The organism is Mesorhizobium sp. M4A.F.Ca.ET.022.05.2.1 (genome assembly GCF_003998845.1).
Lineage (GTDB): Bacteria > Pseudomonadota > Alphaproteobacteria > Rhizobiales > Rhizobiaceae > Mesorhizobium.
Genome location: NZ_RZOJ01000132.1, coordinates 1 through 13,890 on the forward strand (window position 1 = coordinate 1; position 13,890 = coordinate 13,890).

General features: G+C 63.5%; 12 protein-coding genes and 1 pseudogene. 4 read left to right on the top strand and 9 right to left on the bottom strand.

What is annotated here, in order from left to right; genetic code table 11:
- Both EN745_RS16305 and EN745_RS16310 read right to left on the bottom strand, forming a co-directional pair.
- Positions 1 to 416, bottom strand: a pseudogene (locus tag EN745_RS16305) (exopolyphosphatase); the annotation flags it as partial.
- Positions 413 to 2,608 carry an RNA degradosome polyphosphate kinase gene (locus EN745_RS16310; RefSeq protein ID WP_127421752.1) on the bottom strand — a complete coding sequence of 732 codons (2,196 nt, stop codon included), beginning with the start codon at positions 2,606 to 2,608 and terminating at the stop codon, positions 413 to 415. The gene EN745_RS16310 and the pseudogene EN745_RS16305, both read right to left, overlap by 4 nt.
- 252 nt (positions 2,609 to 2,860) lie before the next feature.
- On the opposite strand from EN745_RS16310, the gene EN745_RS16315 reads away from it, so the two are divergent.
- From EN745_RS16315 to EN745_RS37635, 3 genes are all read left to right on the top strand, one after another.
- Complete coding sequence (locus EN745_RS16315) at positions 2,861 to 3,106, top strand: zinc-finger domain-containing protein (RefSeq protein WP_127421753.1); 246 nt, start codon at positions 2,861 to 2,863, stop codon at positions 3,104 to 3,106.
- 13 nt (positions 3,107 to 3,119) lie between these two features.
- A complete protein-coding gene (locus EN745_RS16320; RefSeq protein WP_127421754.1) occupies positions 3,120 to 4,346 on the top strand; it encodes an FAD-dependent monooxygenase in 1,227 nt (408 codons plus the stop codon).
- A gap of 65 nt (positions 4,347 to 4,411) precedes the next feature.
- A complete protein-coding gene (locus EN745_RS37635; protein WP_189363064.1) occupies positions 4,412 to 5,014 on the top strand; it encodes a BrnT family toxin in 603 nt (200 codons plus the stop codon).
- Here the strand turns inward: EN745_RS37635 and EN745_RS16335 are convergent, their stop codons facing one another.
- The 7 genes from EN745_RS16335 to EN745_RS16365 form a co-directional block, all read right to left on the bottom strand.
- Positions 5,015 to 5,680, bottom strand: coding sequence for a TIGR02117 family protein (locus EN745_RS16335; RefSeq protein WP_127421755.1), 666 nt, complete (start codon positions 5,678 to 5,680; stop codon positions 5,015 to 5,017).
- A 100-nt stretch (positions 5,681 to 5,780) separates the two neighbouring features.
- On the bottom strand, positions 5,781 to 6,584 hold the full coding sequence (locus EN745_RS16340) for an amino acid ABC transporter ATP-binding protein (protein ID WP_126055166.1): 804 nt from the start codon (positions 6,582 to 6,584) through the stop codon (positions 5,781 to 5,783).
- A gap of 75 nt (positions 6,585 to 6,659) precedes the next feature.
- A complete protein-coding gene (locus EN745_RS16345) occupies positions 6,660 to 7,817 on the bottom strand; it encodes an amino acid ABC transporter permease (protein WP_126055167.1) in 1,158 nt (385 codons plus the stop codon).
- 4 nt (positions 7,818 to 7,821) lie between these two features.
- Complete coding sequence (locus EN745_RS16350; protein WP_126055168.1) at positions 7,822 to 9,009, bottom strand: amino acid ABC transporter permease; 1,188 nt, start codon at positions 9,007 to 9,009, stop codon at positions 7,822 to 7,824.
- Between the two features lie 63 nt (positions 9,010 to 9,072).
- Positions 9,073 to 10,101 carry an amino acid ABC transporter substrate-binding protein gene (locus EN745_RS16355; RefSeq protein ID WP_126055169.1) on the bottom strand — a complete coding sequence of 343 codons (1,029 nt, stop codon included), beginning with the start codon at positions 10,099 to 10,101 and terminating at the stop codon, positions 9,073 to 9,075.
- Between the two features lie 437 nt (positions 10,102 to 10,538).
- A complete protein-coding gene (locus tag EN745_RS16360) occupies positions 10,539 to 11,393 on the bottom strand; it encodes a DUF2182 domain-containing protein (RefSeq protein WP_126055170.1) in 855 nt (284 codons plus the stop codon).
- Positions 11,394 to 11,399: 6 nt separating this feature from the next.
- On the bottom strand, positions 11,400 to 12,035 hold the full coding sequence (locus EN745_RS16365; protein ID WP_127421756.1) for a DUF1326 domain-containing protein: 636 nt from the start codon (positions 12,033 to 12,035) through the stop codon (positions 11,400 to 11,402).
- A gap of 313 nt (positions 12,036 to 12,348) precedes the next feature.
- On the opposite strand from EN745_RS16365, the gene EN745_RS16370 reads away from it, so the two are divergent.
- Entirely contained in the window at positions 12,349 to 13,515 is a 1,167-nt protein-coding gene (locus tag EN745_RS16370; protein ID WP_127421757.1) for a cystathionine beta-lyase, read from the top strand.
- Positions 13,516 to 13,890: the final 375 nt, after the last annotated feature.

Genomic DNA, 13,890 nt, shown 5'->3' on the forward strand with positions numbered 1-13,890 from the left:
AGATCCGGGTGCTCTCCGGGCGGCAGGAGGCGCATTATTCGGCGCTCGGCGTGATTTCCGGCTTCCACCCGGCCAGCGGCATCGCCGGTGACCTCGGCGCGGTGGATGAAATCGGGGCCGTTGACCGCCTCGCGGGCGGCGGCGGTCGCCAGCACATACATGTGCTCGGCGCCGGCCTGGTCGGAGAGCGCGCGGAAGCGGCGGAACTCCTCCATCGAGCGGGTGACCGCCTCGGGATCGAGCTTGCCGGTCGAAACGATGCCGCGGCCGAGGCCGGCCAGCATCTTTTCGTTGAACAGCAAGGTCGGCGAGCGCGCCAGCCCTTCATAGACGACGAGGCGGATCGAGTTAGAGCCGATGTCGATGATCGACAGCGGCCGCCGGTCCTGGAGCCGGCCCTGGGAAGCAGAAATCACGCGGCGGCGTTCTTCTTGCGGCGCTTGAACTGGGCGATGCGCCTGGGCGCATGCGACTTCAGCGCGTCACCCCGTCCGGACAGACTCGGATTGGTCATGAAATATTCCTGCGCGTTGAACGGTTCCTCGCCCTCCTCCAGCACGACGCGCCGGGAGGTGCCGTCAGCCAATACGTCGAAACTTTGCTGGTTGTCCATGATGTTGCCCAGCATGATCTGGCCAAGCACCTGTTCATGCACAGTTGGATTGCTGATCGGCACCATGGTCTCGACACGGCGGTCGAGATTGCGCGGCATAAGATCGGCCGAGGAGATGTAGACGATCGCCCCGTCCGAGGGCAGGCCGTAGCCGTCGCCGAAGCAGTAGATGCGGCTGTGCTCGAGGAAGCGGCCGACGATCGATTTCACCCTTATATTCTCCGACAGGCCCGGCACCTGCGGCCTCAGGCAGCAGATGCCGCGCACGACGAGGTCGATCTCGACGCCGGCGCGGCTGGCATCGTAGAGCGCGTCGATGATGATCGGGTCGACAAGCGCGTTCATCTTCATCCAGATGCGGGCCGGCCGGCCCTCGCGCGCGTGGACGACCTCGTTCGAAATATGCTTCAGGATGCGCTTGCGCAGCGTGAACGGCGAAACGGCGAGCCGCATCTCCTCGGTGGGCTCGGCATAGCCTGTGATGAAGTTGAACAGCTGGGCGACATCGCGGGCAATCGTCGGATCCGTGGTGAAGAACGACAGGTCGGTATAGATGCGCGCGGTGACCGGATGGTAGTTGCCAGTGCCGAGATGCACATAGTTGCGCAGCTTGCCGTCCTCGCGCCGCACCACCAGCGACATCTTGGCGTGGGTCTTCAATTCCAGGAAGCCGAACACGACCTGGACGCCGGCGCGCTCGAGGTCGCGGGCCCAGCGGATGTTGGCCTCCTCGTCGAACCGCGCCTTGAGCTCGACCAGCGCCGTCACCGATTTGCCGGCCTCGGCCGCGTCGACCAGCGCGCGCACGATCGGGCTGTCGTTGGAGGTGCGGTAGAGCGTCTGCTTGATTGCCACGACCTCCGGGTCGGCCATCGCCTGACGCAGGAACTGCACCACCACGTCGAAGGATTCGTAGGGATGGTGGACGATGATGTCCTTCTCGCGGATGGCGGCAAAGCAGTCGCCGCCATGCTCGCGGATACGCTCGGGAAAGCGCGGATTGTAGGGCGTGAACTTCAGATCGTCGCGGGCGACGGCGACGATCTCGGAGATCTGGCTGAGCGCCAGCGGACCGGTCAGGACGCTGATGCGGCTCGACGAGACGCCAAGCTCGCCGGCGACGAAGTCGCGCAGTTCCGGCGGCATCAGCATGTCGAACTCGATGCGGATCACCGAACCGCGGCGGCGCCGCTTCAGCGCCGTCTCGAACAGGCGAACCAGGTCCTCGGACTCTTCCTCGACCTCGATATCGCTGTCGCGGATGATGCGGAAGGTGCCGGACCCCTTGACCTCATAGCCGGGGAACAGCTTGCCGATATAGAGGCCGACCGCCTCCTCCAGCGGGATGAAGCGGACATGATTCTTGCGGTCGGGTAGACGGATGAAGCGCTTCAGCGCCACCGGCAGGCGCAAAAGCGCGCTCATCTCCTCGCCATTCTTGCGGTGGCGCAGTTGCAGCGCCATCGAGAAGCCGAGATTGGGGATGAACGGGAACGGATGCGCCGGGTCGATCGACAGCGGGGTCAGCACCGGAAACACCTGATCCTGGAAATGCTCTTCCAGCCAGGCCTTCTCGTCCTTGGTCAGCGCGTCGCGGGTGATGCTTTCGATGCCTTCCTTGTTGAGCAGCTGCATCAGTGTCGAAAGGCTCTTCTGTTGGTCCTCCTGCAGGCGCTCGACCTCGCGCAGCAGTTGTTCGAGCTGCTGTTCGGGCGTGCGGCCGTCCGGGCTCTTCAGGACGATGCCCTCGCGCACCTGGCCTGCGAGGCCCGCGACACGGACCATGAAGAACTCGTCGAGATTGCCGGCCGAGATCGACAGGAAGCGGATCCGCTCTAGGAGCGGATGGTGCGGGTTCAGCGATTCCTCCAGTACGCGCCGGTTGAACTGCAGCCAGGAGAATTCGCGGTTGACGAAGCGATCGGGATTGCCGCTCTCGGCACTTGCCGCCTCGATGGTGATGAATTCGCTGTGCACCGGCTTCAGTTCGTTCATAATTCCCGCTCTTGTCCTGCGCCCATCGCTTTGAAGCGCTGCATTCCGGATGGGCTACGGACGCTCTAACATGTTTTTGTGACGCACGATCCCTCACGAATCCCGCAGCGATCCCGGGTCATGCGCTTAACCGGCTCAACTTATCCTCTGACAGGCTTTTGCGACAGTTTCATTTCATCGATCTTGCAAACAGGCCGGTTATGATCCAGATGCAGACTGGCCGAAACAAGCCGAGACCAATTGGAGACGACGATGGCAGGCGGTTCCATTCCCCATTTCCAGAACGATGCGGGCCATCCGGCGATCGACATCGGCGTCAAGGAATTCATGTGCACGGGCGCCAACCCGCCCTTCGACCATCCGCATGTTTTCCTCGACATGGGCGACGACAATGAGAAGGTCTGCCCCTATTGCTCGACGCTCTTCCGCTATTCGGCGAAACTGAAGGCGACCGAAACGGTCCCCCCGGGCTGCCTCTATATCGACCAGGCCGCCTGATCCTCTTCCGACGATGAGCGAGGCGCGGTCCCGGCAGGTCGTCATCGCCGGGGCCGGCATAGCAGGACTGACGGCGGCGCTTGCCTTCGCCGAGCGCGGCTATCCCGTAACGGTGTTCGAACAGGCCAGGCAACTCGAGGCAGCCGGCGCCGGTATCCAGCTTTCTCCCAATGCGACGCGAATCCTCAGGCAGCTCGGCGTGCTGGAGCGGCTCCTGCCGCATGCAGTGCGGCCGGAGGCGGTGGTGCTCAAGGATGCCGCCGCGCTCAGGGACCTGGGACGCGTGCCGCTCGGACAGGCCGCCGAGAGCCGCTGGGGAGCGCCCTATCTTGCCGCCCATCGCGCCGACGTGCAGGCGGCGCTGACGGCGCAGGTGACGGAACGCCCGGATGTCGAGCTCGTCACCGGCGCGCGGGTGACCGGCGTCGCCGCCGGACCGCAGGGCATTGCCGTGACGGCTGAAACGGACGGCCGCACGATCGAGGCCAGCGGCCAATTGCTGGTCGGCGCCGATGGTGTCTGGTCGTCGGTTCGCGAGAACCTCGCCGGCAAGCAGCCCGGCTTCGGCAAAAGCCGCTTCTCGGGCGAACTCGCCTGGCGCGCCACGGTCGCGGCGGAGAGCGCCGCAGGAAAGGCCTTTGCGACGATCGGCGCCGCGGACAGCGTCACCACCTTCCTCCATCCCGGTTTCCACCTGGTGGCCTATCCGGTAAGCCAAGGCAGCGCCTTCAACCTCGCGGCCTTCACCAAGGGCGAGCGCATCGCGGAAGGCTGGTCCGGCCATGCCGACCCGGCCATCCTCTCGGGCGCCATGCGCGGCACGGCACCGGCGCTGGCAAGGCTGGTCGCGCTGGCCGGCCCGTGGACGGCGTTTCCGATCCACACGGTCGAGCAACAGCGCTGGACGATGCAAGACGGGATCGCGCTCATCGGCGATGCAGCGCATGCAATGACGCCGTTCGCGGCGCAGGGCGCCGCCATGGGAATAGAAGACGCCGCCATGCTTGCCGGCGTGATCGCCGACTTCCCTGCCGACTTGCGACAGGGGCTTGCCACCTGGGAGAACCTCAGGCGGCCGCGCGTCGAGAAGGTGCTGAGGCGCGGCGCGCTCAACCGGCTTGCCTGGCACGCCTGGGGGCCGGTGGCGATCGCGCGGAACCTGGTGCTGGCGACGCGGCCGGCGGAGAAACTCGCGGCGGATCTGGACTGGCTGTACGGGTGGGAGGTTGTGAGGCGGTAGGACTTTGAGACCCGCCGACCTTGACGTAATGACTATTTGTAGTTACATTTTTGCGGTTACACCACATGGCAGAATTGCGATTTGAATGGGATACGGAAAAGGCTAGGTCAAATCTGCGCAAACATGGCGTGAGTTTTGAAACTGCCGTTCGCGTTTTCTCAGATCCCTTCGCGCTGGTGGAGCAGGACAGAGTCGAGGATGGCGAATACCGCTGGCAGACGACAGGTGTGATTGATGGCGAGCTTGTATTGTTGGTTGCTCATGCCGACCGGGAAGAAGATGGGATAGAGGTGATCCGGATCATTTCCGCGCGCGGCGCGCCACGCCGGGAGAAAGAAGACGTTATGCGCAAAGTCGTTCGATATAATTTTGATCCGACAAATCCGCCTCCGCTGACGGAAGCCCAGAAGTCAGAAATCGCGGCTTTGAAGGCGCGCCCGGAGAACGATGTCGATACAAGTGATATCCCAGAACTAGCGCAAGAGTTCTGGCAGAACGCTGTTCGAAATCCGTACTTCAAACCGATCAAGCAGCAGCTGACTCTTCGTCTCGATTCCGATCTCGTTGCCTGGTTCAAGAGGCACACGCCAGATGGGCGCGGCTATCAAAGCGCTATCAACAAGGCATTGCGCGAATATGTGACGAAGCGGGGCCGTAAAGCCGGCTAGCTAATCATACAACCTCATCGACCACCCCAGCGACACCGGCAGCGGGTTCCACCAGCCGGTGCGCAGGCCGGCGGTGCGCAGCGCGGCCGCCGTCCAGGTGTTGCAGCCGACCAGCGCGTTGAAATGGCCGTTGGCCTCGTAGAAGCGGTCGAAGCGGGAATAGCCCGCATTGTCGATGACCATCGGGCCGTCCGGTCCCCGGCGGAAGCTCGCCGCGATGTAGTCGAGGAGCGCGGCGAAGCGATCCTCGCCGATGTCGAAGCCAGCGACGTCGGAATGCGGCTCGGCAATCGTGCCGGCAACGTCGACATGCATCACCGAGGCGTCCAGCGTCAGCGCCTTGAGGACCGGCACCGCCTTAACCTGCGACCACCTCGGCGTTTCCAGGTAGAAGGCACGACCGCCCCAGCCGAAGACGATATAGCGGACCTCGGGAGCATCGGCGGGAATGCCGGCATCGGTGAGGAAATGGAAGCGCCGGCGCACCTCCTCATCGACGGGGATGGCGATATCGGTGTGGATCGGGTTGCTCAGCACCAGTATGTGCCTGCTGCCCTCGCCCGCGGCGGCCGCCGGCCAAAGCGGGCGCGGTACCAGCGTGCCGAGCGCCGCGGCAAGCACGATGGCGGCCAGCAGGCCAACAAGGAGACGCCAGACCTTTCTCAACGATGACACCTTTGCGGCCTCACGACAGATAGCGTCGGGCGGTGCACATGAAAAAAGCCCGGCCGCATTGCGGCCGGGCTCTCCCAACGGCGTGGAAAACTCAATGCAGGATCTGCGACAGGAAGAGCTTCGTGCGCTCATGGCGCGGGTGATCGAAGAACTCGGCCGGCGTGTTCTGCTCGACGATCTGGCCCTGATCCATGAAGATCACCCGGTTGGCGACCTTGCGGGCAAAGCCCATCTCATGGGTGACGCAAAGCATCGTCATGCCTTCCTCGGCCAGACCCACCATCGTCTCCAGCACTTCCTTGATCATTTCGGGATCGAGCGCCGAGGTCGGCTCGTCGAACAGCATGATGCGCGGGTTCATGCACAGCGAGCGGGCGATCGCCACGCGCTGCTGCTGGCCGCCGGAGAGCTGACCGGGATATTTGTTGGCCTGCTCCGGAATTTTCACGCGCTTCAAGAAATGCATGGCGATCTCTTCCGCCTGCTTCTTCGGCGTCTTGCGCACCCAGATCGGCGCCAGCGTGCAGTTCTCCAGGATCGTCAGATGCGGGAACAGGTTGAAGTGCTGAAACACCATTCCGACCTCGCGGCGCACCTCGTCGATCTTCTTCAGATCGTTGGTCAGTTCCTTGCCGTCGACGATGATCTTGCCCTTCTGGTGCTCCTCCAGCCGGTTGATGCAGCGGATCATGGTCGACTTGCCGGAGCCGGACGGGCCGCAGATGACGATACGCTCGCCGCGCATCACCTTCAGATTGATATCTTTCAGCACATGGAACTCGCCGTACCATTTGTGCATGCCGACGATGTCGATGGCGACATCGGTGGTCGAGATGTGCATCTTCTTGGCATCGACCTTGAGGTCTTCCGCGCTGACGGCGTTTTCGGTGGTCATGGCCAATTCCCCTTATCGTTGTGTTTGATGCATGTCGTTACCCCAAAACCGCTAAACACTTTTGGGCGACATGCATCAGCGTTTGTAGCCGGTGTCGAGCCGGCGTTCCGTGTACATTGAATAGCGCGACATACCGAAGCAGAACAGCCAGAACACGAAAGCGGCGAACACCAGGCCGGACTTCGCGGTCTGCGGTGTCGCCCAATTGGCGTCGGAGAAGTTCTGCTTGACGACGCCGAGCAGGTCGAACATCGAGATGATCAGCACCAGGCTGGTGTCCTTGAACATGCCGATGAAGGTGTTGACGATGCCGGGGATAACCAGCTTCAGCGCCTGCGGCAGCACGATCAGCCCCATCTTCTGCCAGTAGCCGAGGCCGAGCGAATCGGCGCCTTCGTACTGCCCTTTCGGGATCGCCTGCAGGCCGCCGCGCACCACCTCCGCCATATAGGCGGCGGCAAACAGCGACACACCGATCAGAGCCCTCAGGAACTTGTCGAAGGTGACGCCCTCCGGCAGGAACAACGGCAGCATGACGCTGACGAAGAACAGCACCGTGATCAGCGGAATGCCACGCACCGTCTCGATGAAGATCACGCACAGCATCTTGATGATCGGCATCTTTGAGCGCCGACCGAGCGCCAGCACCGTGCCAAGCGGCAGCGAGACAGCGATGCCGACGAAGGACAGGCTGAGCGTGACCAGCAGACCACCCCACAGCGAGGTCTCGACATGCGGCAGGCCGAACACGCCGCCGAGCAGCAGGAAGAACGAGACGATCGGCAGAACCAGGAAAAGCAAGATGGCGTTCAGCCCCTTGCGTGGCACGCGCGGGATCAGCATCGGCACCAGCAGCGCCACGAACAGGATGGCGACAAGGATCGGCCGCCAGCGCTCCTCGATCGGATAGCGGCCGAACATGAACTGGCCGAACTTGGCGTTGACGAAGGCCCAGCAGGCGCCGCTCCAGCCGTCCGGCTGGATGCCGCCCTGCGAGACGGTGGCGCAGACGGTGCGGTCCGAACCCGTCCACTGGGCGCTGAGCAGGGCCCAGTTTATGACCTGCGGCAGGATCCAGGCGACGATGAGAATGCCGAGGATGGTCAGGATGGTGTCGCCGGGGGTGGCGATCAGGTTCTTGCGTACCCAGGCATAGAGCCCGCGTTCGCTTGGCGGCGCCGGCTGGGCAAGAGCCATCTCGGTGCGCACCCAGGACATATCGTGTTCCTGCATGACCCTACCTCTCCACCAGTGCCATTCTGGCGTTGACGACGTTCATGACCGCGGAGGTCACGAGGCTCAGCACCAGATAGGCGATCATCATGATCAGCACGCCCTCCACCGCCTGGCCGGTCTGGTTGAGCACCGTGCCGGCGGTGGCGGTGAGATCGGGATAGCCGATGGCGATCGCCAGCGAGGAGTTCTTGGTCAGGTTGAGATACTGGCTGGTCAGCGGCGGGATGACGATGCGCATGGCCTGCGGCACCACGACCAGCCGCAGGATCGGGCCTGAGCGCAGCCCCAGCGCCCCGGCCGCCTCGGTCTGGCCTCTGCTGACGCCCCTGATACCGGCACGCACGATCTCGGCGATGAAGGCCGCCGTGTAGCAGGACAGCGCCAGATAGAGCGAAAGGAATTCCGGCTTGACCTGGAAGCCGCCAGTCAGGTTGAAGGTCGATTGCTTCGGAAAATCAAAGCTCAGCGGGAAGCCGCTGAGAGCGTAGGCAAGCAGCGGCAGGCCGGCGATCAGCGCTATCGAAGTCCAGAACACCGGAAATTGCTGACCGGTTGTCATCTGCCGCTGGCGTGCCGTACGGGCGACGAACCAAGCCATGGCGAGGCCGAGGAGGAAGGCGACCAGGATCAGCCAGGAGCCGTCACCCCATATGGCGCGCGGGAAATAGAAGCCGCGCTGGTTGAGGAAAGAGCCGAAGGGCAGGTTGTAGCTCTCGCGCGGCGGCGGCAGCACGGCGAGCACGCCGGAATACCAGAAGAAGATGACCAGCAACGGCGGGATGTTGCGGAAGATTTCGACATAGACCGTGCAGATCTTGCGGATCAGCCAGTTCTGCGACAGACGACCGATGCCGACGATGAAGCCGATGATCGTGGCGGTGATGATGCCGGCGACGGCGACGATGATCGTGTTGATCAGCCCGACAATAATGGCGCGGCCATAGGTCGAGTCCGACGTGTATGCGATCGGTGTGTCCGAGATGTCGAAGCCGGCGCGTCCCTTGAGGAAGCCGAAGCCGGAGGCGATATGCAGACGTGCCAGATTGTCGATGACGTTCTGCACGATCCACCAGACCGAGCCGAACAGAATGACGATTACCAGCGTCTGGAAGAAGAGGCTGCGTACCTTAGGGTCATTGATGAAGGAAGCCCTGCTCGGCTCCTCGCGAAGGATTTCCTGCGATGCCATGCGACCGTCCCCTGGAAAGAGAAACCGGGAGGCAGACAACCTGCCTCCCGGATCACATTTCGATCAGCGGATCGGCGGAGCGTATTGCAGACCGCCTTTGGTCCAGAGCGCGTTGATGCCGCGCGCGATCTTGAGCGGGCTGCCCGAGCCGACGTTACGCTCGAACACTTCGCCGTAATTGCCGACAGCCTTGACGATATTCACGACCCAGTCGTTGGAGACGCCGAGATCGGTGCCGATCTTGGTGTCCGCCTCCTGGCCGAGCACGCGCTTGATCTCAGGATTGTCGGAGGCCTTCATCTCCTCGACATTGGCCTTGGTGATGCCGAGTTCCTCGGCGTCGAGCAGCGCGAAATAGGTCCACTTGACGATGTGGTACCACTGGTCGTCGCCCTGGCGCACGGCCGGGCCGAGCGGCTCCTTGGAGATGATCTCGGGCAACACGACGTGGTCGGCCGGGGCGCCCAGCGTCAGGCGGATGCCGTAGAGGCCCGACTGGTCGGTGGTGTAGACGTCGCAGCGGCCGGCGTCATAGGCGGCATTGACCTCTTCCAGCTTCTCGAACACGACGGGGTTGTACTCCATCTTGTTCGACTTGAAGTAGTCGGCAAGGTTGAGCTCGGTCGTGGTGCCGCTCTGCACGCAGACGGCGGCGCCCGAAAGCTGCAGCGCCGAATTCACGCCGGGCAGCTTCTTGGCGTTGATCATGAAGCCCTGGCCGTCATAGTAGGTGGTGCCGATGAAGTTCAGGCCGAGCGCGGTGTCGCGGTTGATCGTCCAGGTGGTGTTGCGCGACAGGATGTCGACCTCGCCCGACTGCAGCGCGGTGAAGCGTTCCTTGGCGCTGAGCGGCGTGAACTTGACCTTGGAGCCGTCACCGAAGACGGCGGCCGCGACGGCGCGGCAGAAATCGGCGTCGATGCCCTGCCAGTCACCCTTGTCGTCCGGCGCCGAGAAGCCGGCCAGACCGGTCGAGACGCCGCACTGGATGAAGCCCTTCTGCTTGACGGTGTCGAGCGTGCCGGCCGAAGCCGCCGATGCTGTAAACCCAAGCGCGGCGGCGCCGAGAATGCCGAATGCAATATGTTTCATGACCCACAGACCCTTTTCTGTTTTACAGGTGACCCTGTTCTCAGGCGACCCTGATCTTTTCCCGCGTGAACGCAGCTCCCTTCCGGCCACTCCCGGACCCCGCATCGCAACCGACGCGCTGCCTCCCATTCACGAACTGCATCGAAGGCGATTATTCCTGTGAGGTCAAGGGAAATGACCGAATTCCAACGCGTTTGAAATCCGATTGCCGGAAATGCCCGAATTGCAGACAAACGCGCCCGTAAATTTGCCACGGCCGCAAACAAAGTCGGCAAAGTCCGGCCACCCGCATGAGCCCAACACCGGCAATGATCAGGCTGGCGTTTATTCTTGTTTTCTTGGGGAAAACCTCGCCGGCAACCGCACCTTGGCGAACCGGACGGCCGGCTGCATTCATCGATGCAGATCAACATGTATGATGAGCAGCACACGGACAATCACTGGGTAAGCAACCAGACGCCGATGGCCACCATCAGGGTGCCGGAGATCCGCGGAATCACCCGGCCGGCCGGGACGGTCTTCTCCAGCAGGATGAGGATGGCGATGCCGGCGACCCACAGCACGTTCATGACGCCGCCGACGAACAGCAGCGCCATCAGCGCCCAGCAACAGCCGAGGCAATAGGCGCCGTGCGCGATACCCAGCCGCAGCGCGCCGAGCGGCGCGGTGCGGAAGCCGCCATGACTGGTCAGGAAGGCGATCGGCGCCTGGCATTGGCTGAGGCAGACGCCCTTCACCGGCGTCCATTGGTAGAGGCCGGCGGCAATCAGGATGACGCCGCCGAGGATGCCGCTGTTGGTCGCCATCGTCGGGTCCAGCAAAGCGAGACGGCCCAGCAGCCATTGCGCGCCTGTGGCCGCAAGGCTGAAGGCCACCCAGACCAGCAGATAGCCAGCGAAGAACCACCCTGTCGAGGCGATGGGCCGGCCGCTCGCCCCGGCTTTGCGGCCGACGCCGGCATAGAGCAGCAGCATCGGCGCGACCGATGGTGTCATCATGCCAACCATCATCACCGACCACATGGCGAAGATGAAAACGAAATCGGCCACCGTCCAGGCGCGGATGGCCGGCGCGACCGCCGCACCAATGTCCATGCCAGGCATGTCCATGCCACTCATAGACGTGTTCATGCCGGCCATGTCGCCGCCGGTCTCACTGGGCGTGGCGGGCATGCCCATGGAGGCGGCGAGCCAAAACACATAGGCCCAAGCGAGCACGGCAATCACCACGAGCGATGCGGCAACGACCGCGCGGTCACGCCGCAGCACCGCTTCGAGGGCCGTGTCGCTCATGCGATTTCAGTGCACCACGCCGCTTTGCGTCATATGCATGATGGCGAAGTGGCTGTGACTGTCGGCCAATTCGAACTTGATCGGGCCCGATGCCCTGGTCCAGCCGCGCCCGGCCTCTGCGAGCGCGTATTCGAAGCCGTGCGGCAGGTCGATGCGCACCCGATGCTCTTGGCCGGTGACGGGGTTCTTGATCGGCTCGCCGTGACCGGACGTCACGCCGGGCACGTCCATCCGGGCCGTGCGCGCATCGATGTCGATGCTGAGGTCGATGGCGGCGAAGATCGGATCGTGCACCTTCTCCAGCGTGGTCGAGAAGACCTGGAAGATGGTCGCGCCGGGTTCGGTGTCCTGGCCGCTCAGGATGCGAAGCAGCGCGTTGCGCTGCGCTTCGGTGGCCCGTTCGTCGATGACGACCGCTGCCTCGCCCCCGCCCTCATGGATCGGGCCCGGCCAACGGAAGATTCCGGCAAAGCGCAAGCCGTCAAGCTTGGTGTCGCCGTGATAGCCGTGTTCGATTTCCACGCCCGCCACGGCCTGGCAGAACCCATTCGTCGGCAGGGAGTTGAACTGGCACGGACAGCCATAGGCGCAGTTGCAGTTGGTGAATTCGCGCGCCTTGATCATCCATTTGACGTCGGTCATCGCAGTCCTCCCCTTGGCTGGCACGAAATGCCTGCATTGCGGGGAAGACTGGACCCGCGGCCGGTAAATCGTCCGGCCCGCAGCGAGGCAACCCGGCAATGATTCTATATTAGGACGTAATTATATAACTTTCCCAACAAGCCTGATAGTCGGATCAAAGTCCGAGCGTCCCGGCGCCAAGGCTGGGCTCCCTCGCCGTCCGCCCGGCACGGATTTGGCACATCGAAACACTGCCGCCTGGCGGACGCCGGGCGGTTGCGCGGCCCGGGCCGCCGCATTATGGCTGGCATCACCCCCACCACAGGCAAGAGATATGGCAAAAGACAGCAGCGAACTGGGCATCAACACGCGGCTTGCCCATTCCGGCAACAATCCGCGCGACTATTTCGGCTTCGTCAATCCACCGGTCGTGCATGCCTCGACGGTGCTCTATCCCGATGCGGCGTCGATGGCGGCACGCAGCCAGAAATACACCTACGGCACGCGCGGCACGCCGACCATGGACGCGCTGACGCTTGCGGTCGACGCGCTTGAGGGCTCGGCCGGCACAATCGCCGTGCCCTCGGGCCTCGCCGCGGTGACGGTGCCGCTGCTCACCTTCCTCGCGTGCGGCGACCATCTCTTGATCGTTGACAGCGTCTACCACCCGACACGGCATTTCGCCGACACGATGCTGAAGCGCCTGGGCATCGAAGTGGAGTATTACGACCCTCATATCGGCGCCGGCATCGCCGCGCTGATCAAGTCCAACACCAAAGTGGTGCTCACGGAATCGCCGGGGTCGAACACCTATGAGGTGCAGGACATCCCGGCGATCGCCAAAGCGGCGCATCAGGCCGGCGCCATCGTCATGATGGACAACACCTGGGCGACGCCGCTCTATTTCAAGCCACTCGACCATGGCGTCGACATCTCGATCCATGCGGCGACGAAATACCCGGCCGGCCATTCGGACGTGCTGCTCGGCACCGTCTCGGCCAACGAGACGTACTGGAAACAGCTCTACGAAGGTTTTTGCACACTGGGCTGCTGTTCCGGGCCCGACGACATCTATCAGGTACTGCGCGGCCTGCGCACGATGGGGGTTCGGCTTGAGCATCACCAGAAGAGCGCGCTCGCGCTAGCGCTCTGGCTGGAGGGGCAGCCAGGCGTGGCGCAGGTGCTGCATCCGGCGCTGGAGAGCCACCCGGACCACGCGCTGTGGAAGCGCGACTTCTGCGGCTCGAGCGGCATCTTCTCGATCGTCCTCAAGGGTGGCGGGCAGAAAGCGCAGCACGCCTTCCTCGACGCGCTGAAGATCTTCGGCCTCGGCTATTCCTGGGGCGGCTATGAGAGCCTCGCCGTACCGGTCTTCCTCGGCGACCGCACCATAGCCAAGCGCTCCTATGAGGGGCCGCTGATCCGCCTGCAGGTCGGGCTTGAGGACGTCGACGATCTCAAGGCCGACTTATTGCGCGGGCTTGCGGCGGCGGCGACCTGACCTGCGAGCGGGAACCCTGAGGGATGGATTCCGCACACGGCCGCAAGGCCTTGGCGCGATTGAGAAAGCGAAGGCCGCAGGCGATAGCCCCCAACCCGCGTCGCGCAATAATATTCTCCGCAACCGCGAATACGCGGATTGGTTTGGCTTCCAAATTCGCGGCCGCGGCTGCATTGCGGGCGCCGCAATCTCTCTTGCGTTTCAGGATCTGCCATGGCGTTTCGCCTTTTTGTCCCCATCCTTGCCGGCGCGACGCTGCGCGAGCGGCTGCTTGCCTGCATCGGCGCCACGATCGGCATCGCGCTGACCGGCGTGATCAGCGGGCTGGCGATGGGCGGCGGCCCGCATGTGGCGCTGCTGGTGGCACCGATGGGG

Coding starts and splice junctions, on each gene's coding strand:
- EN745_RS16310 (WP_127421752.1), bottom strand. CDS start 2,608: ATGAACGAACTGAAGCCGGTGCACAGCGAATTCATCACCATCGAGGCG.
- EN745_RS16315 (WP_127421753.1), top strand. CDS start 2,861: ATGGCAGGCGGTTCCATTCCCCATTTCCAGAACGATGCGGGCCATCCG.
- EN745_RS16320 (WP_127421754.1), top strand. CDS start 3,120: ATGAGCGAGGCGCGGTCCCGGCAGGTCGTCATCGCCGGGGCCGGCATA.
- EN745_RS37635 (WP_189363064.1), top strand. CDS start 4,412: ATGGCAGAATTGCGATTTGAATGGGATACGGAAAAGGCTAGGTCAAAT.
- EN745_RS16340 (WP_126055166.1), bottom strand. CDS start 6,584: ATGACCACCGAAAACGCCGTCAGCGCGGAAGACCTCAAGGTCGATGCC.
- EN745_RS16345 (WP_126055167.1), bottom strand. CDS start 7,817: ATGCAGGAACACGATATGTCCTGGGTGCGCACCGAGATGGCTCTTGCC.
- EN745_RS16350 (WP_126055168.1), bottom strand. CDS start 9,009: ATGGCATCGCAGGAAATCCTTCGCGAGGAGCCGAGCAGGGCTTCCTTC.
- EN745_RS16355 (WP_126055169.1), bottom strand. CDS start 10,101: ATGAAACATATTGCATTCGGCATTCTCGGCGCCGCCGCGCTTGGGTTT.
- EN745_RS16360 (WP_126055170.1), bottom strand. CDS start 11,393: ATGAGCGACACGGCCCTCGAAGCGGTGCTGCGGCGTGACCGCGCGGTC.
- EN745_RS16365 (WP_127421756.1), bottom strand. CDS start 12,035: ATGACCGACGTCAAATGGATGATCAAGGCGCGCGAATTCACCAACTGC.
- EN745_RS16370 (WP_127421757.1), top strand. CDS start 12,349: ATGGCAAAAGACAGCAGCGAACTGGGCATCAACACGCGGCTTGCCCAT.